Here is a 26014-nt window from a genome sequence, read left to right as displayed (position 1 = left end):
CACTTATTTATTACACATCAAAAGTTGTAGTTATTATCTTATCTATCTTAGCTGTATCAATCGAACCATGCTCATCGCACGTCACAATTAGATTCTTTCCTTCTTTAATACCATTCTTTTTGTAGAAAGCCTCCTTCTCTTCACAGCGACGCGCATACTGAGGGTTATCCATCATTCCGCAATGCTCCCAGTACCATACGATTCCTGTATCATAATCTTCTATCTTAAAGTCTGGACGTTTTACTCTACCCTCAAGAATGAGCTCTGGTTCGTATTCATAATCCACACCATGAAGATGTAACTGATTAGCAATTGTAACCTCAGATTTAGAGCGAACAAGTTCTCCTCGAATAGTTTTATGGACAAGCCCAATCACTCCATATCTTATCCGTGCCGTCTCCCCAACATAAATATATGAATTCTTAACGCTTATCCACACATAAACATATATGCTGTTTCACTTTTAATTTTAATTGTATAAGCATCGTTCATTTGCTCAGGTCCTTAAATATCGTCAAACTCAAAGTTCACATTAAAGATATCGCCTTTCTCTCGAACTTCCCTTTCTAATTCAAAGCTAAGATTCCGCCTATAATCAAAAAAATTTCGACATGCTTTGGGATATATTTGTGCGGATTGTGTGAATATCATTAGTTTACATAAGATACTAGTTGTATAAGGAGCTTACTGTATGACAATACTCTCTTAAATACTTAAACGGGAACGGCAGCACCGTATAGAATCCAATCCTAACAAAATCTACTGCCATAAGCGGCAATAATTCCTGGAACTCAACCTCTTCTTCCGCTTGCACTTGGCGAACGATACTTGCATTGTGGATGGATAACTTCAGATTTGACTTCGCAGGTCCAACATAATAATTAAACGATGTGATACCCTCCCCATCGGTATTCTCATCCATGAAGTATTTTATGTCAGTTACATTCTCCAACAGGTAATCTTCAGAGAAATCGGAGTCCTTGATCTCCGGTGATATCCAGACACCATACTCGTTGTGAAAAAATCGATTGAATCTTTTTCCAGCTTTGGTACGCACATTCATCAATTTCTTTAGTTCACGCTTGGTAATGGTAGCTGGTAATTCACCAGCTGCCCCTGCCAACTGCTCTGCCAACTGCTCTGCGTATGAATTGTCATCCGGATAGAAATCTTTGTATGCCTGCAATGCATCCAGCACAAGCTCCCTGACCACATCGTCTTTATCATTTGTATCCTTCAGTCCGGACCAGATGGCTGACGTATTGGGCATTGTCTTTTCCTTTGTACGAATGATGACGTGGATGTTATTGATATCCGAGAATGCCAGACCTTCCACCTCTTTTCCGCTCCGCCACTGTTTTGACTCATAGGTGTCAAAGACATATCTGATTCTCTCTTCAAATTCGTCACTTGCAAACCCCATGTCATCGAAAGACCGGAAGTCCATCTTTCCATCCGGAGTTATTCTTACTGTGGTATAGCTGAACCGGTTCTTTGTGGCCTTTCCTGCCGCATTTGGCATAGACTCAAATCCACCATTCGGAGCTTTGATCTTTCTCCTCTGTACAAAGGTCCATGTCTTATTGGAACTAAGCTTTTCCCAATTGTATATACTAATCTGGCCGGACCTAACGTCTCCTTTGAGAATGAGTTCCACCAATATTTTATGAATTACATGAGACTCTTTATCTCCCATAGGTCCCATCAGATCTGCATGATTCTCCTGGGTCATATGCTGTACGATACATCCATGCAGATCATCACTGTGCGGGTCTGTCAGCTGATGCTCTTCGTAATACTCTGGGACGTGGATCAAGCGAATATTGTACATATCCTTCTGTAACTCACCCAGTTGCGGCGTGATGCCATAGAAGTGCTGTAATTCGCTGACCAGACGATTCACGATCTGTTTGGACTCTTCTGTCTTACAAAGATCTACAATATTCACGCCAAGCTGATTCAGAATCACTGCATAATCGACACCTGATAGATTTTCCTTCTCTTTCTTTGATTCCTTATAGCACTGATCACCGATCCGCTCTTCCGCTGTCAATGTGGCATACTCTCCAAGATACTTCCTGACATCCTGCAGAAACTGTTCCATGACTCCAAGCTTGCATTTGCGGAATTTCTCAAAGAAACTGAAATCAAGGTACTCGACTGTATTGTGTTTACCTTCGAAAGATGCTTCTACGAAAAGATCTTCCTGTTGGACATTATCTTCTTTTAGCTTTCTACGGAAGTATCCGTTATTTGGATCCTTGAGATAATACCTACCGTTTCTAGAGTTTACCTTTCTGGATGTTCTAGAGTTTACCTTTCTGAATGTCTTCACATCGAGGTTGAGATACATGCCTGGATCAAAAGAAATCTGCAGAAAATACACGCTATTTTTGCTCTCCCAGCCTGGATTTCCATAGAACAACTTGCCGGTAAGATTATTGTAGGAGAAGCCTTCCTCTTTTGGAAAACGGATGGAATTTACAAGAAGCTGCAGAAGCAATCGATCCTTATAGTAAAAGTATTTTTCCCTGGATTCTTCATTCAAAATATCTACTTTTTTCACTGTGGCATCAGGATAATCTGCCTCAATCGCATCCCGGAACTGCTTCTCTGATATATCGTTCTTATCAAACAAGACCAGTGCTGTTCTGCCGAAAGAGTACTGCACTGCCCTAGCCTTAAACTGCTGTTTAGCAAGATCCAGAATATTGGTCTTGTCCAGATATTCCGGCTTTTCCACTTGGAAAATATCATAGTCCCGATCGATCTTCTCATAGTCATATGTGACATTGAATCTGTTTGTTAAAATCATCTGATGTCCTCCTCTCGAATCATGCTCAAACACTTTGTAAGCGGGTGGCCATGTCTGTCAATCAAGCATGGTATTTCAATGATCCTTGCATCGATTGGTGTTGGCGCAATATTGGCATCTGAATCACCAATGATGTTGATGATGTAAGCCCGCTTACCTCCGATTGCATCCAGTTTATTTAATATCTCTTCCTTCACACTGCTTCGATCCACAATGTAGCTGGATTTCCAGTTCTTGAAGTCCACATAGACATCCGGAGCCATCTGATAGTCAAAGAATTCGAACTTCTCTGGCTCCGTGATTTCAGTCAGTTCTATGCCAAGCTCCCGCTTTAAGATGAACTTTCCTGCTACTTCTCCTAAGGCTCCCTTATAGATGTTATGGAAGAGAACGGGACTCATCATATAATCATTCTCTCGGAATTCCGTAGCATAGCCCGATGCGGTAAAGAACTCCTCCATTCCCGGGTATTGCAATATTACCGGCAGACCAGATTCAGCCTCTGACATCTCATAGACGGCAACTTCTCCGCTGTCTGCTTTTTGTTTTGCCCTGCCGCTATTTCGGAAGGCAATGGCATCATCGCCGAAGTCAACTGTCACGTTGCTAAAATCTGAATACTGGGAGTAAAAATATCTGTTCTGCGCCCTACCGCTTGTGACATATAGCTTGCGAATCAACTCATCCGTATCATGCAATTCCACATCTGCTGTGGGATGACAAAGCGTTGTCATTCGCAGATTCATCCACAAAACCATGCTGTCCTCTGTCCAGTTTCTGGATAAGGTCTGACGAATATTCCACATACCAAACGATGAGATATTCTCCGCGCGATTCAGGATCCTTGCTTCATCATTGGAATACTCCGTTCCAAGAGTTTCTCGAAGCTTTACGATTGCCTGCATTTCCGGTGGCAGGATATGTTTTTTCAATTCTCCTGCCGACAGTTTTTCCAGCAATTGCTCTTCAATATAGATAAAAACTTCCGGTGCCTTCAGGTATGTCCTGCACATTCTACCTACTGCCTGCATTACCTGGCGAGTAGCCTGCAGTCTGACACTCTCTGTCTGATACAGAACATTTCTTTCCATATGACCACGTCCGGTGTACGCATGAAAAGCAAGCTTGATCATATTATCCGCTTCTGCACAACTTAGCTCTGCATTCTGATTCAATTCCTCGATTTGAAACAGCATTCCTAAAAGTTCTTTCTCCGTCAGCTTCTTCTCTGAATAGGTATTCGCTGTCAGGTTTGTAACATCTCCCAGATAGATGGCATCGATATCTTTATAAAAATGTCGTTTATCTCCATCATCCAGGTACGGTACAAGCTCCACCAGCCTATTCTTATCCGGTGCTTTGTACTGCAAGTTCTGGCCAGCTCCCAATGTCTGGTATGATGACATGATAAATACTTTGTCCCCAGCTCCGAGCCTGTCGAGCAAATCAGATTTATCTTCATCAAAGTTACTGCTGCGAAGAATACACATGGGGGGATCTTCTATACTCATTGCATGGCATTCCGCACGGTTACTAGCTTTGACATCCCGGATTACAAGTTCAAAGAGCTTCTTCAAAAGTTCTTCATCCAGTTCCGGATTATTTCTCTTAGGCAGAGCCGTTCCCAGATACAGCATAGACTGTATTTTCACCGAGCAAAACTGATACATAGCACGGACGATATTACAGTATCTCAGTGCATAATAGTCCTTCTCAACTTTATTCTGAATCAAACTTGCACAGATTCTGGCTAATTCTTCATTATGAAAAATCTCACTGCACACGGATAACGCATCAAAATTCACTTCCTCATTTTTCACCATCTCCGCATGGATTCGAACCAGCCCGTCATCGTAAGCCTTCCACCCTTTTTTGAGTTGCGCAGCTATCTTGGTTTTCGTATCTTTCGATGTCAGATGGAACTGATCTCCCAGCTTTTCTTTCAGATATCCCAGATCATAATTGCCAACCACACTTGGTATCTCTGCGGTTGCTGATATACCGATAACGGAAGCTTTTCCCGACAAATAAGTCAAAATTTTCTCCGGTGTATCATACACGGCAACCAGACGCAAATTCGTGGAGTCATTATGGGAATCCTGATCCTCAAATTCAAAGATTTCCATTCCCTGCTGATAGAAGCTATTGTCCGGAAGAAGTTCATTCTGCTTACGATTTACAGATGAGCTTCGCATATCACTGAGAACCAGCTGACGACCGGCAGGACTCAATTCAAACTTATATAGTATTGTGCTAATTGCATTCTCCAATGTCATTTCATCATCTTCCGGATTTCGTCCGGCATTGATCTCCAGCATGTAATGTCTGGCCCACACAAAGAGAAATATTCGGAAGTGGATCAGAAAACGATTGATCTCACGAAGCAGCGCATAGACGACAATGTTCTTCTCTTCTTCAATGTCCTCTTCTTCAATTTTCTTTTCTTTGTTTTCCTTTACATGTGCGTAGAATTCTTCTCTTGTCTCGAAGAAGATATCAATTCGGTTCTTATGATTATTTCTTGCGGCCCGTATATACCCCTTGTTGTCATGGAAAAGAGTATGATATGTGGCATCTTTCAGAAGGAAATTTTGTTTGCGGTCGACACTCTCTTCAGCAGTTTTATAGCTGAGATATACCTCATAATTCTTCTCAATGTCATGTGCTTCCTTCAAGATTTTTTCGAATGTGAACTGAGCATGACCCTCAGCATCCAAATTCTGATAAGCATCTTTCATTTCCCGAGACAGGTGTTTAGGATTTAAGCCTCTGAGGATTTGACGGAATAAGGATAAATACTCTTCCTGAATAGACAATGCACCTTCTATTATTGCCTCCTCAATGGTTGCCTTCGTAGCATCAAACTCATCAATAAAGATGATTGCATCTTCGATCAGGTCAGACTTCAGAAACTCATAGCTAGGTTCCACCAGACAAGAGTTTCTTTTCATAAACTTACTGATACTCATCAATAAAATCTGGTAATCATCTGTAAAAACCGCAGGATACAACTGCCCTATCCATTTCCAGTTACTATCCGTTCTTATCGCTTTAAGCCGTGCCTGCTTATTATAAAAATTGTGCTTCAGCTTCTCAGTGATTTCAGCTCTGAATTCACGCTCGGCAACGTTCAGCCTGTTTTTGATGTCCTGTATATATTCCTGGTCAGTCGCCTTGCTTGCCATTGTCCGATTGTATCGCTGCACCAGGTTATATAGCTTATCATATCGATCTGTCTGAAACTCCTCCGGCACTGCGAGATTTTCCAGCTTTTCAGTCACCTCATCAAAGTTGGATCGGATACGCAGGACATTTCTCCGATATGCTGCCCCATCATTATCGAACGCAGACAGTAATTCCTTTTCAGGCAGATTCTTGTTAAGTGTTGTCAGATAAATAATTTTCCTGTGGTTATCCGGATCAGCCAGGTACTCCTTCATCGCATGAACGACATTATAGGTCTTTCCATATCCTGTTGGCAGCTCACACAAATACAGGCCGTGCTCTCCGCAAAACATAGTAGTGATGATATATTCTTTTATGATTTCCTCCTTCTCTCACCTCAGATTGTCTTCGTGATATTGTTTTTTCTTACAATGTTTCATTTTCATTATACTACCCATGCAGTCCCATTTTTCGGACTTTGAGAAAAAGTGACAAATCTCATATATACTCCTGGCAAGTTTCGCCTTGTTAAACCGTTATCCGATTCCGGATCTCTGTTAACAGGTAATTTGTTGGGGATTCTGCTCTCCAAGCCCTCGTAAAAAACTTTTGTTTTTCATCACTCTCGTAATTATCCGTCCACACCTAATTTACGAGAGTATTTATTTTCTGTCGCACAAGTGCTCCGGTTCCTGCCTGCGCAGTCACAGTTTTGCCCACTTCTGTAGGGCAAAAGGAGGTTTTCTCATGAGTAAAAAGAAAAAGGATATTCCACCGAAAAAGGAACATTTTGTCGGTGTCCTTATTACAGATGAATGGTATCGAATCCGAAGAAGAGCTTACTGCTCTGCTCGCATCTACCAAAGCTGACGTTGATCGTGAACTGTCTGAGATGAAAGAGACGGAAGCACAGCTCCGCAAGACCAATCTGTTGATCCATAACACCAGTCAGTACCCGACCAACAAAGCCGTTTATAAGGAGTATCTGAACGCTCATGACAGGCAAACATTCCGCAAAGAACACGAATCTTCTATCCTTCTCTACGAGGCTGCACGAAAAGAATTACGCGAGTTGTCCGGTGGCAAGAAGATTCCAATGCTGAAGCAGTTGAAAACTGAAAAAGCTACACTGGTTGCAAAGAAAAATGAACAATATGAAAGCTATTCCTTTGCCAGATCCAAATTGCGCGAACTGCAGACTGTAGAACAGAACGTCCGTGCCATTCTTGAGACTGGAAGAAAACAGGAAATCATCAAAAACCAGGAGCGCGGAAGCTGACCTTTGCATCCCGATTTCAAGACTCAATCATTCCTTTACACTTCTCTTCGTGTTATCATAAGGGAAACGAAAGAAAGGAACCGGGGCTATGGCAAAGGGAGAAAATCAGAAGCTGAAAATGCTTTATCTGGTAAAGATATTCACACAGTACACGGATGATCAGCATTCACTGACCATGCAGGAAATCATTAAGAAACTTGAATCCTATGAAGTATCTGCAAACAGAAAAACACTGTATCTTGATTTTGCAGAACTGGAACATTATGGTCTTGATATTATCAGCGAAAAGATCGGCCGCAACACATATTACTATCTTGGAAAACGACAGTTTGAACTGCCGGAGCTGAAGCTTCTGGTGGATTCTGTACAGGCGGCCAAGTTCATCACGGATAAGAAGTCTAAACAGCTGATCAAGAAGCTGGAAAACCTGGTCAGCACCTATGAAGCAAAACAGCTGCAGAGGCAGGTTGTCATTTCCGGAAGAATCAAGACACCGAACAAACTGGTCTACAACAACGTGGATACCATTTATTCTGCTATTGAGGACAGTAAGCAGATCACCTTCCACTATTTCCAATGGGATATAAAAGGCAATCAGGTTCTGCGTCATGATGGTGCCATGTACCAGGTCAGCCCCTGGTGTCTGATGTGGGATGACGCGTACTACTATCTCGTTGCTTATGATTCTGAAGCTGATAAAATCAAGCATTACCGTGTAGACAAAATGAAGTATCTCGATGTGGTTGAGGTTAAGCGTGAAGGCCAGAAAGCTTTTAAGAACTTCGATATGGCCAAGTATTCCAAGGCTGTGTTTGGTATGTTTGGCGGAGAAGAAACCTGCGTCACTCTGGAATGCTGCAACGACAAAGTCGGTATTATCTTTGACCGTTTCGGCAAGGATATCACTCCGATTCGTAAAGATGAAAACACCTTCAGAGTTCACGTCAATGTAATTCCCAGCAATCAGTTCCTGGGCTGGATCATGTCTCTGGGCGAAGGTGTAAAAATCACCGGTCCGGATACAGTCGTTCACAAGATGCAGGATGAAGTGAGACGCCTTACAGCACAATACCTGAAATGAGGTGATTAACATGCATTTGCAATCCGCAATAGAAAATCTCCACAAGCGTTCTTCCGATATTGAGCACTACTACAATCTGATCGGTAAGATTCAAACTACAGATATTTCTGCTGATGAAGATTTCCAACGAGAATTCAATTTTTTCTATAAAATCCGACGCGATGCTGATTGGAGAAAAGCCTTTTATGATCTGTTTGAAGAACTCAAAACAAAAAATGATGTGACATTTGAATATATCCTACGTGAGCTTTTCAATAAGACTGGCAATGTTGAAGCATCCTTCTCCAGTAAAATGCTTGCCAGCATCAATCCAGACATGCCCATCTAGGATAGTTTAGTCTTAAAACAGCTAGGGATTTCTCCTGCGTATGGTTCAAAAGAAAAGAAACTTACCAAGACCATTGAAAAATACAAAGAAATCGTTGCTTGGTACTCTGAACTTCACCTACGTGACACATGGGATGAATATGTATCTGCGTTTGATCAGGCCTTTCCTGAATATATTTCTATTTCCTCAATTAAGAAAATTGATTTTCTAGTATTGGCATCAGGAATGGACAGTACCTCTGACGCCTCCATAACCGTTATTTCTGTTAGCCAGACTGTGAATAAGGGGCTACAAATTGATCTGTCGCCATTAAATAATGTCTTAAAAAACTATTCCTTTAATACAGAAGTTTTTAGTTCACTAGGGCAAAATATCAATGCCTATCTCAAAAGCATTTTGCCTGTTATTAATCTTCAGCAAAATATCAATGAACTTTTGAAACCACATATGGAAATGATGCAGCGACTCTCAAGTAGTATAGCTGCACTCCTACCTAACATTGAGATACCAGAATCACTTATCAAGAATCTTGGTAATATCAACTATCTTAATCTCCTAAGGGAAATAAAATGGCCACTTTTCCTGGAGGATGATGACTCGCTACGTACTCAACTAGAGAACTTGTGTGAGCACTATACTAAGGATTATCCTTTAGATAATATTGCTGAACTTGTCTGCAATTACTATGACTCTTCTCGTTTAGATGATTTTTTTGACACTTGGAGTCAAATCACAGATGACAAAAATCTCCTTGAAATGCTCCGACAGGCTTTAGGACAAATTGCAAAACACAATTCATACACCATCATCAACCATTACCGAGAATATAATTCAAATCATGAAGTTGTTCTTGAAATCGGATACCACCACGAAAAAAGTATCGGTCATGGTGACATTCTACATGTTCATGTTCACAATACACCCGAAGTCGAGCATCACGGACAAGCAGATAAGTTCGTAATTAAACCCGGACATCCACTATATGAAAAACACAAAAAATTATTCAAGGGGGTTAAGCAATGATTGGTAATACATTATCAGAATTCATAGATGATATTCTCACTATGGGTGGTCCAGAGAAAGAATTTATCTTTCGTGGAAAAAAATATATGCTACAGTGTCAGAAATATGAAGCAAATCCATCTCTTACGGAACTAGTTATTTTCGAGTGCTTCGGAGATGAAAACTATGTTTTTCGCTGTCATGGAAAAGATTTCCGAGAGTGCTTTGAGCAATTTGAGAAAGCTACCATTTTTGACGGAATGACCATCTATGATGCGGAATCCGAAATAGAAGTTCTTTTTGGGTAATGGAATGGCCACAGCGGAATCACATCCACTGTGGCCATAATTTTACTCATCCCACCCTTCCAGCTCATCCGGTTCTTCTTCTGGGTAATCGAAACATCATTTTTCGTTCGTCAGTAGTATATTTAGTAATATCAAGGATTTACACAGCAATATCTTATAATAATTTGCCTGAAAACCGGTGATTCAGAAAATAAGAGCAGCCGGAGTGCCGTGGCAGACGAAAAGTGTTTTTATCACAGTATTTTTCTCTCATTAGATAAACCTGACATGTATCGAGTATGCTGCCCGTTGATGTCAAAATGCAGAGATTTCCGTTGCATATGGAAAAAGTACCTGCTTAAATTGAACTACATCAATTAAGCTACCGCGTTCGCATTAATCTTATCAATAACTTTTCTTATTGCAGTCCATACGGATATATCCGTAAAGATATCCACCACACTTCCCTGATCAGTAAACGGGGATTCCCGAAGCACTGAAAGATCTTTCATCATTCCGTTGTGTATAATATATTCCACAATCTGATTTACAAAATAAATCTGCCTGCTGTCAAGATTTGTATCATTTAAGAACTCTGAGAAAGCTTCTTTAGCAGCATTCATATCCATACCAACAACACTGCGAACAAGCTCGCCCAGCGGCTTCTGACCATATTCTTTCTCATAATCCTCTTTTGAACCAACTTCCGACCAAAGAATATTCTCCAACGATTCCACATCCAAATGTGTAAGCGGCTGATTTGTTCTCAGCTTTGCGATTACTATATTATCCTGATGCTGACGGATATAATGTTCTGCTTTTGCTTTGTAGTTTGCCAAATCATCACTTTCAAGTTCAGACTCATTCCATGATGAGTCCAAAATATCATCCGCAAAATCCGTATCGTAACGAAGATTTTTCTTCGGTACATATTTCATAAGATTTCTAAGATTTTCACGGATATTTTCAAAGTCATCTATTCCGGCACGCTCCACATAATCCGTATTAATAATCTTATCGATAAGGTCTTTCTGAGCCTGTATCTGAGGAATGTTTGCAACAGAAGCAATTCCGCTTACCTTATTCATAAGGTCCGATCTTAATCGACCGTATCCACGTCCTGCAAGTTGTGCCAATTCCATTCCGTAAATCAAAGCATCAAAACGAACCGCTGTTGCATCGTCACTGTCCGGCAAAATAAGCGGTGCAAGTTCCTCTTTAACTAATAATGTATCCTCATATGTCAATGCCTTATAATTTGATTCCGATGAATATAAATCTACATACTTAATATGCTGACGTACAGCAAAGTTTTCGCGATTGAGTTCTTTCACTTTACCGGTCATACTCTCAACCAATCTGTTACGATAATCTATCAGTCGATCTGTCTGATAATTAATATCCTGCAATTTATATGCAATTTGAAACTCCAAGTTAAACACCGCACCCTGAAGTGCAATCATATTTACGGTTGGACGTTCTTTTCCCATTCGGAAAAATTCAAAGTTTCCGCAAAAATCAAAAATATAAAACTTAGACTTGTCGTCACCGTCAATAAGTCCCGGACAAAGTCTGGTTCCACGGCCAATCATCTGCCAAAATTTTGCTTTACTCATTACCTTCTTAAAGAAGACCAGGTTCAATACTTCCGGAACATCGATACCGGTATCAAGCATATCAACCGAAATTGCTATCTGAGGTAATTTATTCGCATCTGAGAACTCATCAATTGCACTCTGTGCATATGTCATGTAGTTGTCGATAACCTTAGCAAACGCCTGACCGTTTGAGCCCTTTGCCGTATTTGGATACTCCTTATTAAACACTTCCAATATCTTTTCAGCATGTGCATGATTCTTTGCAAAAATAATCGTTTTTCCGATTTTTTCACCATAGTCCACCTTCAAACCATCACGCATTACGATATGCAAGACCTGACGAATTGTATCCTCATTAAAGATCCATGTATTCAATGCAGATGAGTTTATTCTTTCCGGAAGTTCTCCGTTCTCATCTCCAAATGTATTTTCATACTCCTCTTTTTCTCCTTCGGAAAGCTCTGCATAACTGATACCCTGCTCAATAAACTTAAATTTTGTTTCAACAGATATGTAATCAACCAAATAGCCATCCTTTACCGCCTGAGCCAACTCATATCCAAACGTAGGGACACCGTTTTCCAATTCAAAAAGAGAATAGGTATTTTTATCTATCTCATCCTTTGGCGTTGCCGTTAGACCGACAAGAGGAGCATCGAAATAATTAAAGATGTCCTTATACTTGTTATAAATGGATCTGTGAGCCTCATCACAAATCACAAGATCAAAATGACCGCTGGTAAAAAGCTTTCCCTCTTCATCTTTTATGGTTTCAATACATCCGATCATAGTCTGATAAGTTGAAAAGACACAATGAGAATTATAATTTTCCTTTTCTTCACAAAGATTTGTACATGATAAATCCGGAAGGAGATTCACAAAACTTCTCTTCGCCTGTGTAACTAAAGAATTACGGTCTGCAAGGAAAAGTATATTCTTCACCCATCCGGCATCTAATAAAACTTTGCAAAGCGCAATAACCGTTCTGGTTTTCCCTGAACCTGTAGCCATGACAAGAAGAGCTTTGCGCCTGTTTTTCTTATCAAAACTTTCGCAAACCGCTTTTACCGCAGCTTCCTGATAATATCTTCCTGCAATTTTTTTATCTACATTTATATGATTTAGACCTATCTTCATAGACTGAAGATTAAACAGCTTCTCAAGATCACGTTTCGAGTAAATCTCAGCTATTCTTCTTTCAGGATATTGATTATCTACAATTCTGGTTTCAAATCCATTTGTTAAAAACACTACCGGTCTTCTGCCGTATTCTTTTTCAATAATATCTGCATATAGTTTTGCCTGCTGACGTCCCTTTGCCACATCAACGCATGTTCTCTTTGCTTCCACCACCGCAAGCGGTTTATGTGCATCATCATAAAGAACGTAATCCGCAAATCCGACTTCGGACTTATTCGACATACCCGATAATTGTACTTCGTTAATCCAATCTTTGCCTTCCGTCCATCCCGCACCGATAAGCATGGAATCAATATAAATCTTTCTGGTCTTATACTCAGACAAATCAAGCGGCTTAGGAACATAAGTCTGCTGTTTCTCCGCTCGACGAGAAGACAATGCTTCTTTTAGTGATTCATTTTCTTCACGAAGCTTCTGTAAGTCCAATTCTTTTTGTGCAGAATTTTCAATTTCTTTTTTCAGCTCTGCTTTTGTGGCTTCTGCCTGTTCGCGAAATTCTTTGCTCTTTCGAATTCTTTCCTTCACAAGATTTGGATTGAAATTTTTTTCCTCATACAAATCCGAATAGCAATAAGCAATATAATCCAAGTAGATAAAAAGATTCTCCAGGCAAAGCATGGCTTCATCTCTGCCAAGCTTCTTCCCGCTATGAGCTACGTTATTACCGCATCGACGGATAAAATCCATACGTTTCCATAAATCCGGTCCGATAATCTGACGATACTCTTCTGCATTCATAAGACTCTGAAGATTATCCTGATATGGCATTTCCAGCTCTTTATCTACGGAATACATCCATTTTAGAGCAAACTCCATAGCTCGACGGCTGTTAATAATACTCGCCTCCGGATCCATAAGAATAATGCGCTCAGCAGAAATCGCTACGTCTGCGAAACTCTTAAATTTTGGATCTTGCTTTAAATAATCAAAATTTGTAACCATATAACCGCCCCTTCAAAAAGCTATATATCTTTTACGGCATGCTTCTAATTTAAGCCGGAACTCATCTAATTTATCTATTAATTCTTCTTTATTCTGTTTATAGTATTCAGTCGCTCTCCAAACATTATTCTTAGAAGCCTTTTCTACTTATATTATATAATATTCATTTATGCTGTATAGTTTAACTCTGCAAATTTTGATTTGTCGACTTGTTTGGAAAAAGCAACAAACTGAGTTTGTAGTTCTTCTGGAGGCAAAATCAATTTGAAACCTCTAATAGCTTTTAGTCCAACATTCTTGATTGTACTCGCAGTGGCATTACTCTCTAAGAAATCCATGAATGCATCTGTCTTCATAACGCCATATACAAACTCTCTATTGATTTCATGTTTCAAATTACAATAGCAAGCGCTTTTACCAAGCATAACTTCTTCACCATTGTAAAATGCTAATTTACCAAGAGTTCCATTTATTGAAAGCAATATTGCGTTATTAGATAACTCTATGTAATGCCTTTTATATGTAGCTTCATCAACCATTTTTGTTGCCGATGTAACCTCTATAACCCCATTCATCAAATTATTTCCATTTATGAATGGATATCCACCATTTTCATCATATTCTGGTGTTCCATGAAGACCATCTCCAATCCCATCACACACTGCATTCAATTCAGCAACATCCCAACCTTTTTCATTAACAATAGGGTTACCAAACATCTCGACAAATCGGGCTTTGATAAGGTTGTCAAATTTTTCTAATTCTTCATTTCTCGATTTTATTATTCTAGAAACTCTGTCTAATTTAGATGCTATTTTTGCTTGTTCTTCCAAGGATGGATAAGGTATCTGTGTAGCATCAAAATCTTTTTTTACTATATGTTTCATAGTAGCGCCGTGTGTTTTAGATACCATATCATCCAATTTACGCCTAACAGCATAGACAAAATAACTTTTGTTTATATCAATTTTATCAAATGAAACTTTGAAAATATGCTGGTTCAAAAGTGCCTTTCCTCTGGTCCAAACATAAACCCCAAGGCTTGCAGACCATGAAATAAGTACGTCACCATTATTTATTTCTATCTTCTCCGGATATTCTCCATCATAAAACCCCAAATCATATGAGTTGCCTGTTAGATCCTGTATACGAATTATAGGAAGTCCTTCTTTCCCTCTGTCATCAGGCTTAAATGCATATCCATTTATATATGTTGCTATATCACCCAACCTCTTATATTCCATCTATCATCCCTACAAATCTCAATTTATTTAAGACTTGCTCTCCTTTCTACTCATTCAATAATCTCTCCAACTCATCCATCTCTTTGCTGATCTCCGCCTCAATTTTACGGATATTGGCCATAATTTCAGATGTAGGCGGATACTCAACCTTTACATATTCCACTTCCTTATATTTGTTAATGGAAAGATCATAATCATTATCTACTATATCCTGCTTGGGAACCATAAATGATTTATCTGTACGTTTTCTGTCTGCTTCTTTATCAAGATTCTTAAAGCGTTCAATGATATCCGGAATATCACTTTCATTTACCGGTGTACGCTTATCATCCAAACTATATCCATCCGCAGTCATGTCATAGAACCATACATTGTCAGTCCCACCATGATTTGTCTTTGTAAAGACAAGAATCGCAGTAGATACTCCGGCATATGGTTTAAACACACCGGAAGGCATAGAGATTACAGCTTCTAACATATTGTCTTCTACAATATGCTTTCTGATATCCTTATGAGCCTTTGATGAACCAAAAAGCACACCATCCGGAACAATACAGGCACATCTTCCGCCTACTTTTAACATACGTAGGAAAAGTGCAAGGAATAATAATTCTGTTTTCTTTGTCTTACAAACCTTAAGCAAATCTGCGGACACCGCATCTGCATCCAAGCTGCCTTTAAAAGGAGGATTAGCAAGAATAAGAGAATATTTGTCATGGTCAGCATTCTGATCAGACAAACTGTCACGATATTCAATAAACGGATTCTCAATTCCGTGGGTCATCATGTTCATGGCACCTATACGAAGCATGGTTCTATCCATATCAAAACCATTGAACATAGTATTCATATAATGCTCTTTTTTATCTTTATCAAAGAAAATTTCTTCTTTCTTTGTCTCTTTTAAATACTCTGCTGCAGAAACCAAAAATCCGGAAGTACCACATGCAGGATCACAGATCACATCATCAGACTTTGGATCTACAATTTCAACCATCATACGAATGATGTGTCTCGGAGTTCTAAACTGTCCGTTTCTTCCTGCAGATGCAATCTTATTTAATAGATACTCGTATACATCGCCACGCACATCTGACGACTGTGTTTTATTCATAATTTCGTATATTTCATCCAAAGAGTCTACAACCTTTGATAACAAAAGCGGAGTCGGCAACTTGAAAATTGCATCATCCATATATTTAGAATATGCACTGTTCTTATCACTGTGGAGATTCTTAATAAATGGGAATACCCACTCTTGCATTACGGTATACATTCTCCCTGCCGGAAAATCACGGAACACGGACCACTTCAGTTGCTTTCCGTCAATGGAACGGTCTCCGATTTTCACCTCTTCTGCGAAAACGCTGGTGTATGGAAGTCCAAGCATGGCACTTTCTTTTTCGCACTTATTGTCGACATCATCTAGATCTCTAATAAACATAAGGTATGTAATCTGCTCAATTACTTCCAAAGGATTTACCAATCCGCCCGCAGCAAACACATCCCAAAGTCCATCAATTTTGTTTTTTAATTCACCTGTAATCATTAATTAATCCTCCGCATTCCATATGTATTTCGTATAACGGCCTCCGCCGATTTTCTTAATTTTGTTTTTCTTTAAAAGATCTGCCAGGGATCTCTGAACCGTAGTATCACTGATATCCGGATTCATCTCGATAAGTTCTGACTTTGTAATGGTTCCGATATGATTCTTTATAATCTCTCGAATTCGATCCGCCTTTGAAATATTGGGATCTGTCACCAGTTTTACTCTGTATTTAAATTCCTTATATGCACTAACGATTACACCAAGCATATAATTAACAAAAGGCTTATAATCTTTTTTATTCTCGTGCCAGTTAACGGAGCTTGCATGAATGGCTTCGTAGTAAGTCTTCTTTGATTCTTCAATTATCTTTTCAACACTGACATATTTTCCTACAAAAAATCCTGACTGGTATAAAAGAAGAAGCGTTAATAATCTGCTCATTCTTCCGTTTCCCTCATTAAACGGATGAATGCATAAGAAATCCAGAATAAACATACTCGTCAAAATAAGCGGATCCACATCATTTTTTGCATCATTATATGCATCGCAAAGTGCATCCAATGCCTCAGGTGTTTCCAACGCTGAAACAGGTCTGAATATTATCTTTTTATTCCCCTGTTTATCTCGTTCGCGGATACCATTTTCGCCCGTCTTAAACAATCCGCCGTCAGCGTCACCGATAAATTTATATAAATCACGGTGTAACTGAAGAAAGTAATTTGAATTTATCGGTATATATTCATAACTTTCATGAACTGTATTTAATACATCACGATATCCTGCAATTTCAGATTCATACCTGTTTATCGGAGTTGTCTTTTCCAGCACCAGATTTTTAAGTCTGTCATCTGCGGTAAAAATCCCATCTATTCTATTGGAAGCCTCTGTACTTTGAATCTTGGCAACCTCTGTCAACTCATTCAGTTCATCCTTATGCACTTCAATAAACAACCGCTGCTCTCCCTTAAACTCGTTGATAAGAGTAAGCTTCTTGACAATATCTGCAGTGAGCAATTTCTGCCATTTTTCTTTGTAATTATAGTCTCTCATTAAATTACCTCATAATAGCTTTAATTTAGTCATTTAATGCATTAGTGACTAAATCTTCTTTATATTACTATGATTTAATTTAGTGTCAATAGTTTTAATTTAGTCATTTTAAAATCTAATGACAAAATTAAAATGTTGTAATTACCAAAAAAATAACAAGCCCTATAAAGTCTGTCAAAGTTCAGAATACTTCTTGTGCTTTTGACAAACATGAAAGGCTTGTTTTACGGTAATCAAGATTACTTAAGGATTAAGCGTCCTTCGCATATTCTATTTTGCTGATTTAGGGTAAATTAATAAAGTTCCGACGACACACCCATAAGTGCGGTGAGTTACGTGAGTGCTTTTTTTACGAAATATATATTATTCCCAATATAGCCTGTTTATTGTCATTAAATCTATTTATCTTACATTTCATCCCTAATTTTCTCAATAAGTGTAATATCTGCCGGCAGCCATTCCACATCATTCAACTGTTCCTTTGTCAGCCACTTAGCATCTTCATGTTCCTTTAATACAAGGTTGCCTTTTATAATTTCGCACAGAAAACAATCCATGGAAAGATGAAACTCCGGATAATCATATTCAATGGTATCAATCAGTTCCCCGACTGATATTTCTGTATCAAGTTCTTCCATAATTTCACGTTTTAAGGCTTCACGCGGCGTTTCACATGCTTCTATCTTCCCTCCCGGAAATTCCCAACCGCCTTTAAATTCACCATATCCACGCTGAGTTGCGAAAAAAATTGATTCTCCGTTTTCATTAACAGCTTTTATTATTGCCGCAACCACTCTTATATTTTTCAATTGCTCCTTCATTAAGAATTTACAATATATTCATATATATCTTCTCTTACGGGTACATCAAGAATCCATTCTATTTCCACTGCGGTTTTTTCAGTATTTGTCATTGTAAATTCTTTTGTATTTCCACTGGCTGTCATATGACCGAGATAATAAAACTCTTTAGAAATCTTATCATCTTTGTTTTTGCGCACGAAAAGCTCTACCTGAATTCCACGTTCCTTAGCTTTAAGGAAGTTTTGTACATCCTCAGACTGCATATTTCTTCCTGATTTGGAAATTGCAATTAACCGGTCTCTGAATCCGGTGACGAAATGGTCTTCATATTTTGTGGTATAACTGATATCATCTGATTTATCATAATTTATAAAAACAGGAAATGTTTTTGTTTTTTTATCAAACTTGTAACCGCCTATATTTAACGGAACCTCATTTTGACTCCAATTCAGAAGACGACATACATCTTCGTATGTATATTTCTGATATAAAACAAAATCAGTCTGTTCATAGGTATTTCTGTAATCCCTTTTATAGCGACTTATACCGAATTCAACAAGCTCAATAAAAATGTTATAGAATTCATCATTTGACAACATATCCAAAAAAGCTTTTGTAGGTTTATAGTCAGAGCCTTCTTTTTCAATAAAAATGCATTGAGAATAAGTTTTTTTACTGGCACCTGCAGGAAATTCATTCGTCATAACATTTACAATGTTTTCTTTCTGATCCTGACTTATTTCTTTTCCATACTCTTTCATATCTTCCGAAAGTCCTGCAAATAAACCAAATCTTGAAGGTCCACGGGCATACGACGATATTCTTTTTAATAATTGAAGTTCTTGTATACGTTTTCCGTTAGCTAATTTCCTGGATATAAATTCAATTACTTTATCTTCATCATCTGATAAACGAACCTTATATTCTTTTTCATATTTCACAAGAAATTTGTAGTACGAGCCAAGATTATTATTGTCAAATATACGAATAACATCCATCTCTCCGTAATCTTCAAAATCACGAAGCTTTGGAATTCTTCCCAACTTATTTTTAAGATTCGTATAATTCTCTCTAATAAGCCTTATATCACTAAAGTTTGCATTGTCTATTGAAGAAAAAATCCTCTTTCTGCTGATTTCGTCAAAATGTACCGTGAAAGCTCCCGGTATTACTCTTCCGCCTTCCATTATGTATCTTCGAATATTGTCTTTGTTGTATGTTCTGTCTCCCGATAGTGCAATCGGAATCATAAAATTATTATTATAATTCCCAATAAAATCCAAGATAACAACATACTCTTTTCCATTTGCTTTTCTGAGACCTCTGCCAAGCTGTTGAATAAATACAATTGGAGACTGGGTAGGTCTAAGCATAATAACCTGATTAACTTCTACGATATCAACGCCTTCATTTAATATTTCAACAGATAATATATAATCCAACGGTTGGTTTTCAACCGTTGCCTCATCTTCATTCATTGCCAATCTTTCAAAAGCATTTTCTCTTTCCTTTTCCGAAGCACTTCCGTTAAGCGCTATGGTCCTAAAAAGACATCCTGTTGAAGGATTATGCATTTGGTTAAATTTTTCAGACAATTCTTCAGCTTCTTTTATACTGCTGCAAAAAATCAGCCCTTTAACTTTGTCTCCGCTATATCCATAATAGTCAGCTTGTGTAATAATATGCTTTACTCTCTCGTCACCGGTAAGCATGGAGAAGTCCCTGCCGGATTCTTCTTCATCCCCGACAATTGATAAATCCGTTATTCCGAAATAGTGAAAAGGACATAAGAGATTTTCTTCCATTGCCTGTTGCAAACGGATCTCATATGCTATTTGGTAATTAAAAAGTTCATATACATTTCTGCCTTCTTCATTATCATCTCTCTTATCCGGTGTCGCGGTCATTCCCAACCATAGCTTTGGTGTAAAATGTTTCATCGATTCATCATAACATATCGCAGGCAGGAGACCCCGACCTCTTAGGTTGGGGAGGAAGCCCACTTCCCCCTCTCAATAATAAATAATAGGCTTTCAGTAAAAATTATAATATAATAATTTTGATGAAGTAATATAGATTTTAGAAAGGCAGGTGAAAAAATGTCTAACATAACTAAAACAATAAAACTTCGTATACATGTTACTCCCGAACAAGAGACTCTGTTCCGTCAGATGACTGAACAATACCGTCAGGCTTGTAACTTCGTGTCGCAGTACATCTTCGACAACCGATTTAACATGGTCTACCAAAGTCTCAACAGAGAACTGTACAGTGACCTGCGCAGCCGGTTCGGTCTGAAATCGCAGCTGGCCCAGTCTTTTATCAAGACGACGATTGCCAGATATAAGACGGTAAAACAACAGCTCTTCCAAAATCCCTACAGATATAAGGATGAGAATGGCAACTGGCAACGCATCGCCAAGACATTGGAATGGCTTTGGAAGCCGATATTCTTTACTCGTCCGCAAGCTGATTTGGTCCGTAACCGAGATTATAGTTTCGTTGATGATGGTCAGATTCTATCAATCAATACACTCGGGAAAAGAACTAAATGCACTTTTGAGGGTGAACATTTCGCTGAATACCTTGATGGCGCTTATGACCTTGGAACAGCAAAACTGGTCGAACTCAAAGGTTTATGGTATCTCCACATTCCCGTAACCAAAGCTGTCGAAGATTTTCAGAAAGAAAACGTCCGCCACGTTGTCGGTATTGACCGTGGATTACGTTTTTTAACCGTTAGTTATGACGAGCAGGGCAAAACTGAATTCGTCTCTGGTAAGAAGATTGCTACTAAACGCCATAAATTCCAGGAAGTCCGCCGCCGGCTCCAGTCTAAGGGTACAAAATCAGCAAAGCGTAGACTTAAAGCCATTTCTGGACGAGAGAACCGTTGGATGTCTGATGTAAACCATCGGATTTCTAAGACACTCGTTGAAAAATATGGCAAAGATACGCTGTTTGTGCTTGAGGATCTGACCGGTGTTAGCTTCGAAGCGTCCAATCTTTCAAAAACTGCTAAACAAAATTACGACCTGCGCAGCTGGGCGTTCTATCAGTTGGAGCAATTCCTGACCTATAAGGCTCATGAAAATCGTTCCGAAGTTCTGAAGGTATCTGCTAAGTACACCTCTCAACGTTGTCCCAAATGCGGTACTATCCACAAGGAAAACCGTGACCATCACAAACACTTATATCGTTGCCAGTGTGGCTACGAATCTAACGATGACCGTATCGGAGCTATGAATATCCAACTCCTCGGAACTATGTGGATTTCCGGAGATAACCATCCTCGTTACGAAAGAATAACAACTGCTTCGGAGTAAACTCCTTAGCAAAGCGGGTGTCGTCAGCCACCCGATGATGTAGGCGGATTTAGGAAGACACCGTTTAGATGTCGTTAGTACCTATGTAGTTCCGACTTACAAGCTCCCACCTCAAACGCCGAAGGCGTTAGGTGGTGGTAGTTGACTATTTTTTGATAAGTATCAGCCGGCACATGATGTGCCTAATCTAAAATAATACAATCAAACTCATCTTTTTCGTATCGAAGTAAATGTTCATCATGATTCAATGTCTGAACAGTAGCAAAAATATAGTCTGCATCATATTCATGATAACCGGCTCCGACAAGTCCCATGGATACTGACTTTGCAAAAACTTTTTCGTAGGATTTTTTTGTTTGTCTTGCTAATTGCCCTCTATGCACTAAGAATAACACCCGTTTAAATCCGAGTTCCCTCATTGCAAATGCCGATGCATATGTTTTTCCGGTACCTGATAATGTCAACCCCGTGACACAAAATTTTTGAAAATCTTTTTCCCGTAAATCAAGGTTTTTCCGTCAAATCACCTCCGAAAACGGACAGGGCGTGTCCTGCAAGTGCCGTAAAATCAGCAATCTGGTGTTATATAAGTGCGTCATTATCTTTGCTTCGGTAAACTTGAATTTGCCGTTATTTGTTTCTATGCCCAGATTGCCATCGCCAAAGTGCCGACAACGATCAGAATCAACCCGGCAAGCGCCTTTCTGCTCAACTTTTCTTTGAATACGAAATAGGAAAAAGTGACGGAAACGATAATGCTGAGCTTATCGATCGGTACGACAACGCTGACGACGCCGTTCTGTATGGAGTAATAGTAACAGAGCCATGATGCGCCTGTGGCAATCCCGGACAGAGCTATGAATACAAGTTCTTTGGAATCAGTATTTTTCAGTTCAGCACCTTTGCCTTTAACGAAGACGATCAGCCAAGCCATAACAAGAACAACACCTGTACGAATCGCCGTCCCGAGATTTGATTCTACATCCGTTATGCCAATCTTTCCCAGAATAGAGGTCAGGGCAGCAAAAACAGCGGAACCGATTGCGTATGGCAGCCACGTGCGCTTTGTGTCCTTTGCTTCAGTTTTCTTCTTTTCGATCATCATAAACACGCCTGCCGCAAGAAGCGCAGTACCGATCAGCTTGACCGCCAGATGTTCTGTCTCACTGAAAAGGATGATTGTGAGAAGCACTGTCAGAACCGTGCTGGATTTATCGACGGGAACGACCTTGTTCACATCGCCGACGGACAGGGCTTTAAAATAGCAGATCCACGAGGCTCCTGTCGCAAGGCCGGACAGAATTAAGAAGAGAATAGATTTTGCCGATATTTCCGTGATCGTTCCGGCAGAGCCAACGATAAACACCATGATCCAGGCAAAAAGGAGTACAACGACCGTCCGCAGAGCAGTCGCCACGTCTAAATCAGTCTTTTTGATCCCGCATTTCGCAAGTATCGCCGTAAGTCCGGCAAAGAGCGCGGACAAAGCCGCCATGATAAGCCACATATCTTCCCCTTATTCATTGTCATATATTCTGGTAATTCTCGTCCATCAATTATCTCTAAGAGAAATACCGATTTAGCGTTCCGCCATCCAATCTTCCTTCGTCATCAAACTCACATGACCTGTCCGCTTCTCATGCATCAGAGGTACATCCACATTTTCCAATCGCCCCTGATACTTGAAGCCGCATTTCTCCTGGACTCGCTTTGACTTGTTATTACCTTCATAATATCCGATCCAGACCTTCTGCATTGCAAGATCCTCAAAGGCGTGACGGAGCATTTCCTTCACGGCTTCCGGCATAATGCCCTGACCCCAGAACGGCTTTCCAAGCCAGTAACCCATCTCACATTCATCGTCCCGGTCAGTCATATCTGTATGTCCGTTCAGCTTCAGTTCTATCGCTCCGATAGCTTTCCATCCTCTTTCAAACAGATAGCGTAAGCCTCTTTGCCGCTCAAGACATTCTTTATCACATCCCGGCTCTCATCAATACTCTGGTGAGGCGGCCATCCTGCGATCGGATCCACATCCGGATCACTGGCATATTTGTATAAATCCTCTGCATCGATGTCTTCCCAACGGCGCATGATCAAACGCTCTGTTCTAAGCATCTTTTCATTCTCCTCAAACAAATCCGATATGGGGGATTCGTAATCCGTATCAATCAGGATTATCTGCTCACCTGCCTTACTAAATCCCTCTATGATCTTCCGATTATCTTCTTTTAAGTTCTCGGCAGTCTTACCACCGAAATCAGCCACCAGACAGTTATCACCATTACGGCTGCCAAAATCATCTGTATAAACCCTCAGTTCCGGCTTTTCAACAATATCTTTTTCAGGAGCCTTCACACCTTCCGGAATAAAGATCGCTTCATATAGGAAATCTTTCAGCAATGCTGATTCGCCCTTCCTCAGACTCCGGATGACATACTTCTTCCGCTTATCACTCAGCATATGGGAAATATGCTCGTTCTGAAGTTTGACCCTCATCTCCAGCATCTGCTTTCCTATTCTCTCAGGATCATATTCATTCCCGGCGCAGATCATCTCTATCGTATCAGGCGTCTAGATATAACCATGTATCTTGTTGTACTGGTATTTCTGGAACTCCTCATATTCCTTTTCCTTCAGCTGCTTCATTTACTATCGTCCCTCTTCACATAGTGCAGTTCGATATCATATCCCAAAGCCTCCATCATTTTGACGAAGGTATTATTGACCACGCTCTCATTCTTCTTGATCACGCGGTTCACATAGGTCTTGGTGGTATCAATCTCATCCGCCAGCTTCGCCTGCGTCATTCCCTGCTCTATGCACTTTACCTTAACATCTACTTCTATATTATTTCTGACCATGACCTGACTCCCTGATCAAATTACAGATTATCTTATTTGTACAATTTATAGCATACTATATTTTGAGAATTTTTCAAGCAAAAAAGAGGCCTGCCATCTCTGACAATCCCCTCGCTCACTTTATTTACTTCCAGCTGATCCTGACCTCATTTCCCGGATGAACCTCAATGCCTTCCACATATTCATCCAGAAGCTCCGCCGTCAGTTTCGTCACCGCAAAGCTCTCATGCACTTTCATCCGGTTCAGTTCCCTGACCCTATCCTCCGCTTCGGACAGTTGCTCCATCATTGCCTCATGTTTCTTCCTAAGTGCCTCCACCTCATCGATAGAAGCATCATAGCTTTTCTTCTGTCCCAGGGCGTAGGCTTCAAACTCTGCCATTCTCTGATCATTCGCCTTATCTATCGCCCTTTCCACATCCCGGCATTTCTTCCTTAAAGCCTCGGCTTCTGCTGCCGCCGCTTTCTTTTCAGCCTGCAGAAGCTTATCCGACTCACCCAGTTCCATGATATGCTGCTGGATCTGGAACATGATCACTTCTTCCAGATAGAAATCCTCGATCCGCTTCACGCATCCGTCCATATGGTAGATATTCAGACATACGCCCGGTTCTTAAGCATCCTAAGCATTCCGGAATGCTGCCAGACAAAAGCTCCGCCCTTCAGCTCAGCTTTGCGGATACCCTTTTCATGCCAGACCTGAGAAGACGGCTTAACCCCTTCCTCATTGAAGATCCTTGCGATCTCCACCGTGGACATTCCATCCGCATATATCTTAAACAGCCGCCTAACAACCACCGCTTCATCCTCGGTAATCACGAACTTATGCCTATCCTCCGGATCCTTTGTATAACCGAACGGCGGCGTTGAACACACCGCTTTTCCCTGCTCTTTCACAGCTCGCACAGAGCATTTATCTTTAAGGACAGATCCTTACTGTACAGGTCATAGAGCAGGTTCTTGAAATTCACATCAATATCCGCAACATTGCCTGAATACTGATCGCTATCATATTTGTCGTTGATGGAAATGAACCGCACACCCATGAACGGAAATATCTGTTCCAGATAGGAACCCAGTTCAATATAATCCCTGGCAAATCGTGAAAAGTCCTTCACGATAATGCAGTTGATCTCCGCATTTTTCACACCATCCAGAAGTGCCTGCTCTGCCTGTTCCGCTGCCGTCTTCAAGGTCTCCAGCTTTTCCTTCGTTTCCTTGACCGCATCCCCCGGGAGCCTGTGCTTCTGTGCAAGCAGTTCCGTGTTCCCCGGATCAAGTTTCAGGAGCTTATCGACATCACGCAGCTGGCTCTGAGTATTTCTGATCTCTGTATTTACGCCCTTCAGGGCTGTCTGTAGTTTGGTGGTATCGCCACCGATCTCAACGGTGATTCCCTGGATCCGTCCAGCCATTCATGTCCCTACTTCCTGATTTTGGGTAAAAGAAAAGAACCGGTCTCCCGATTCTTCTCAAAA

22 protein-coding genes and 1 pseudogene are annotated in these 26014 nt (G+C 40.2%); 6 read left to right on the top strand and 17 right to left on the bottom strand.

Going from position 1 to position 26014, the window contains the following annotated elements; genetic code table 11:
• Positions 1-10: 10 nt before the first annotated feature.
• The 3 genes from ACYQ1N_RS03150 to ACYQ1N_RS03140 form a co-directional block, all read right to left on the bottom strand.
• Complete coding sequence (locus ACYQ1N_RS03150) at positions 11-439, bottom strand: PDDEXK family nuclease (RefSeq protein ID WP_459832644.1); 429 nt, start codon at positions 437-439, stop codon at positions 11-13.
• A 228-nt stretch (positions 440-667) separates the two neighbouring features.
• Positions 668-2815 carry a hypothetical protein gene (locus ACYQ1N_RS03145; protein ID WP_459832641.1) on the bottom strand — a complete coding sequence of 716 codons (2148 nt, stop codon included), beginning with the start codon at positions 2813-2815 and terminating at the stop codon, positions 668-670.
• Positions 2812-6306 carry a hypothetical protein gene (locus ACYQ1N_RS03140; RefSeq protein ID WP_459832639.1) on the bottom strand — a complete coding sequence of 1165 codons (3495 nt, stop codon included), beginning with the start codon at positions 6304-6306 and terminating at the stop codon, positions 2812-2814. Before ACYQ1N_RS03140 ends, ACYQ1N_RS03145 begins: the two co-directional genes overlap by 4 nt.
• 485 nt (positions 6307-6791) lie before the next feature.
• Between ACYQ1N_RS03140 and ACYQ1N_RS03135 the strand changes: the two genes are divergently transcribed.
• The 5 genes from ACYQ1N_RS03135 to ACYQ1N_RS03115 all read left to right on the top strand — a co-directional run bounded on the left by ACYQ1N_RS03135 (position 6792) and on the right by ACYQ1N_RS03115 (position 9978).
• The gene (locus ACYQ1N_RS03135; RefSeq protein ID WP_459832636.1) at positions 6792-7259 is read left to right on the top strand and encodes a hypothetical protein; all 468 of its coding nucleotides are present in this window, start codon (positions 6792-6794) and stop codon (positions 7257-7259) included.
• 88 nt (positions 7260-7347) lie between these two features.
• The gene (locus ACYQ1N_RS03130) at positions 7348-8340 is read left to right on the top strand and encodes a helix-turn-helix transcriptional regulator (RefSeq protein ID WP_459832634.1); all 993 of its coding nucleotides are present in this window, start codon (positions 7348-7350) and stop codon (positions 8338-8340) included.
• A gap of 10 nt (positions 8341-8350) precedes the next feature.
• Positions 8351-8668 (top strand): hypothetical protein, encoded by a 318-nt coding sequence (locus tag ACYQ1N_RS03125; RefSeq protein ID WP_459832632.1) that lies wholly within the window; start codon positions 8351-8353, stop codon positions 8666-8668.
• A gap of 213 nt (positions 8669-8881) precedes the next feature.
• Positions 8882-9691: a hypothetical protein gene (locus ACYQ1N_RS03120; protein WP_459832629.1), complete on the top strand. Its 810-nt coding sequence runs from the start codon at positions 8882-8884 to the stop codon at positions 9689-9691.
• 86 nt (positions 9692-9777) lie between these two features.
• Entirely contained in the window at positions 9778-9978 is a 201-nt protein-coding gene (locus ACYQ1N_RS03115; protein WP_154572208.1) for a hypothetical protein, read from the top strand.
• Positions 9979-10334: 356 nt separating this feature from the next.
• Here ACYQ1N_RS03115 and ACYQ1N_RS03110 read toward each other — a convergent pair whose 3' ends face one another.
• The 6 genes from ACYQ1N_RS03110 to ACYQ1N_RS03085 form a co-directional block, all read right to left on the bottom strand.
• The gene (locus ACYQ1N_RS03110; protein ID WP_459832626.1) at positions 10335-13697 is read right to left on the bottom strand and encodes a DEAD/DEAH box helicase family protein; all 3363 of its coding nucleotides are present in this window, start codon (positions 13695-13697) and stop codon (positions 10335-10337) included.
• Between the two features lie 167 nt (positions 13698-13864).
• Complete coding sequence (locus tag ACYQ1N_RS03105) at positions 13865-14941, bottom strand: restriction endonuclease subunit S (protein ID WP_459832622.1); 1077 nt, start codon at positions 14939-14941, stop codon at positions 13865-13867.
• Positions 14942-14987: 46 nt separating this feature from the next.
• Positions 14988-16490 (bottom strand): class I SAM-dependent DNA methyltransferase, encoded by a 1503-nt coding sequence (locus ACYQ1N_RS03100; RefSeq protein ID WP_459832620.1) that lies wholly within the window; start codon positions 16488-16490, stop codon positions 14988-14990.
• A gap of 3 nt (positions 16491-16493) precedes the next feature.
• Complete coding sequence (locus tag ACYQ1N_RS03095) at positions 16494-17543, bottom strand: Fic family protein (protein WP_459832618.1); 1050 nt, start codon at positions 17541-17543, stop codon at positions 16494-16496.
• A 407-nt stretch (positions 17544-17950) separates the two neighbouring features.
• A complete protein-coding gene (locus tag ACYQ1N_RS03090) occupies positions 17951-18352 on the bottom strand; it encodes a (deoxy)nucleoside triphosphate pyrophosphohydrolase (protein ID WP_459832616.1) in 402 nt (133 codons plus the stop codon).
• An 11-nt stretch (positions 18353-18363) separates the two neighbouring features.
• Positions 18364-20286: a DUF3427 domain-containing protein gene (locus ACYQ1N_RS03085; RefSeq protein ID WP_459832614.1), complete on the bottom strand. Its 1923-nt coding sequence runs from the start codon at positions 20284-20286 to the stop codon at positions 18364-18366.
• A gap of 159 nt (positions 20287-20445) precedes the next feature.
• On the opposite strand from ACYQ1N_RS03085, the gene ACYQ1N_RS03080 reads away from it, so the two are divergent.
• On the top strand, positions 20446-21672 hold the full coding sequence (locus tag ACYQ1N_RS03080; RefSeq protein WP_459832611.1) for an RNA-guided endonuclease TnpB family protein: 1227 nt from the start codon (positions 20446-20448) through the stop codon (positions 21670-21672).
• 182 nt (positions 21673-21854) lie between these two features.
• On the opposite strand, the pseudogene ACYQ1N_RS03075 reads toward ACYQ1N_RS03080, so the two are convergent.
• The 8 genes and pseudogenes from ACYQ1N_RS03075 to ACYQ1N_RS03040 all read right to left on the bottom strand — a co-directional run.
• A pseudogene (locus ACYQ1N_RS03075) lies at positions 21855-22154 on the bottom strand (DEAD/DEAH box helicase family protein); the annotation flags it as partial.
• Positions 22155-22312: 158 nt separating this feature from the next.
• Complete coding sequence (locus ACYQ1N_RS03070; RefSeq protein ID WP_459832608.1) at positions 22313-23179, bottom strand: EamA family transporter; 867 nt, start codon at positions 23177-23179, stop codon at positions 22313-22315.
• 72 nt (positions 23180-23251) lie between these two features.
• Entirely contained in the window at positions 23252-23587 is a 336-nt protein-coding gene (locus ACYQ1N_RS03065; protein ID WP_459832745.1) for a GNAT family N-acetyltransferase, read from the bottom strand.
• Complete coding sequence (locus ACYQ1N_RS03060; RefSeq protein ID WP_459832606.1) at positions 23575-24180, bottom strand: GNAT family N-acetyltransferase; 606 nt, start codon at positions 24178-24180, stop codon at positions 23575-23577. The genes ACYQ1N_RS03065 and ACYQ1N_RS03060 overlap by 13 nt, the downstream gene beginning before the upstream one ends.
• A 137-nt stretch (positions 24181-24317) precedes the next feature.
• Positions 24318-24536 (bottom strand): helix-turn-helix domain-containing protein, encoded by a 219-nt coding sequence (locus ACYQ1N_RS03055; protein WP_459832603.1) that lies wholly within the window; start codon positions 24534-24536, stop codon positions 24318-24320.
• 124 nt (positions 24537-24660) lie between these two features.
• Positions 24661-25107 carry a hypothetical protein gene (locus ACYQ1N_RS03050; protein WP_459832600.1) on the bottom strand — a complete coding sequence of 149 codons (447 nt, stop codon included), beginning with the start codon at positions 25105-25107 and terminating at the stop codon, positions 24661-24663.
• A 23-nt stretch (positions 25108-25130) separates the two neighbouring features.
• Complete coding sequence (locus ACYQ1N_RS03045; protein WP_459832597.1) at positions 25131-25433, bottom strand: recombinase family protein; 303 nt, start codon at positions 25431-25433, stop codon at positions 25131-25133.
• Positions 25430-25951 carry a recombinase family protein gene (locus ACYQ1N_RS03040; protein WP_459832595.1) on the bottom strand — a complete coding sequence of 174 codons (522 nt, stop codon included), beginning with the start codon at positions 25949-25951 and terminating at the stop codon, positions 25430-25432. The genes ACYQ1N_RS03045 and ACYQ1N_RS03040 overlap by 4 nt, the downstream gene beginning before the upstream one ends.
• Positions 25952-26014: the final 63 nt, after the last annotated feature.

The sequence above is a fragment of the Howardella ureilytica genome, from assembly GCF_054657495.1.
Note: the sequence above shows the minus strand (reverse complement) of the source record. Positions and strands in the feature narration are given on the sequence as shown.

Excerpts from the sequence above, each read along its gene's own strand:
- ACYQ1N_RS03135 (WP_459832636.1), top strand. The coding sequence starts at position 6,792 with ATGAATGGTATCGAATCCGAAGAAGAGCTTACTGCTCTGCTCGCATCT.
- ACYQ1N_RS03080 (WP_459832611.1), top strand. The coding sequence starts at position 20,446 with ATGTCTAACATAACTAAAACAATAAAACTTCGTATACATGTTACTCCC.
- ACYQ1N_RS03060 (WP_459832606.1), bottom strand. The coding sequence starts at position 24,180 with ATGCTGGAGATGAGGGTCAAACTTCAGAACGAGCATATTTCCCATATG.
- ACYQ1N_RS03105 (WP_459832622.1), bottom strand. The coding sequence starts at position 14,941 with ATGGAATATAAGAGGTTGGGTGATATAGCAACATATATAAATGGATAT.
- ACYQ1N_RS03145 (WP_459832641.1), bottom strand. The coding sequence starts at position 2,815 with ATGATTTTAACAAACAGATTCAATGTCACATATGACTATGAGAAGATC.
- ACYQ1N_RS03055 (WP_459832603.1), bottom strand. The coding sequence starts at position 24,536 with ATGGTCAGAAATAATATAGAAGTAGATGTTAAGGTAAAGTGCATAGAG.
- ACYQ1N_RS03040 (WP_459832595.1), bottom strand. The coding sequence starts at position 25,951 with ATGGCTGGACGGATCCAGGGAATCACCGTTGAGATCGGTGGCGATACC.
- ACYQ1N_RS03100 (WP_459832620.1), bottom strand. The coding sequence starts at position 16,490 with ATGATTACAGGTGAATTAAAAAACAAAATTGATGGACTTTGGGATGTG.
- ACYQ1N_RS03115 (WP_154572208.1), top strand. The coding sequence starts at position 9,778 with ATGCTACAGTGTCAGAAATATGAAGCAAATCCATCTCTTACGGAACTA.
- ACYQ1N_RS03095 (WP_459832618.1), bottom strand. The coding sequence starts at position 17,543 with ATGAGAGACTATAATTACAAAGAAAAATGGCAGAAATTGCTCACTGCA.
- ACYQ1N_RS03130 (WP_459832634.1), top strand. The coding sequence starts at position 7,348 with ATGGCAAAGGGAGAAAATCAGAAGCTGAAAATGCTTTATCTGGTAAAG.
- ACYQ1N_RS03070 (WP_459832608.1), bottom strand. The coding sequence starts at position 23,179 with ATGTGGCTTATCATGGCGGCTTTGTCCGCGCTCTTTGCCGGACTTACG.
- ACYQ1N_RS03125 (WP_459832632.1), top strand. The coding sequence starts at position 8,351 with ATGCATTTGCAATCCGCAATAGAAAATCTCCACAAGCGTTCTTCCGAT.
- ACYQ1N_RS03110 (WP_459832626.1), bottom strand. The coding sequence starts at position 13,697 with ATGGTTACAAATTTTGATTATTTAAAGCAAGATCCAAAATTTAAGAGT.
- ACYQ1N_RS03085 (WP_459832614.1), bottom strand. The coding sequence starts at position 20,286 with ATGAAACATTTTACACCAAAGCTATGGTTGGGAATGACCGCGACACCG.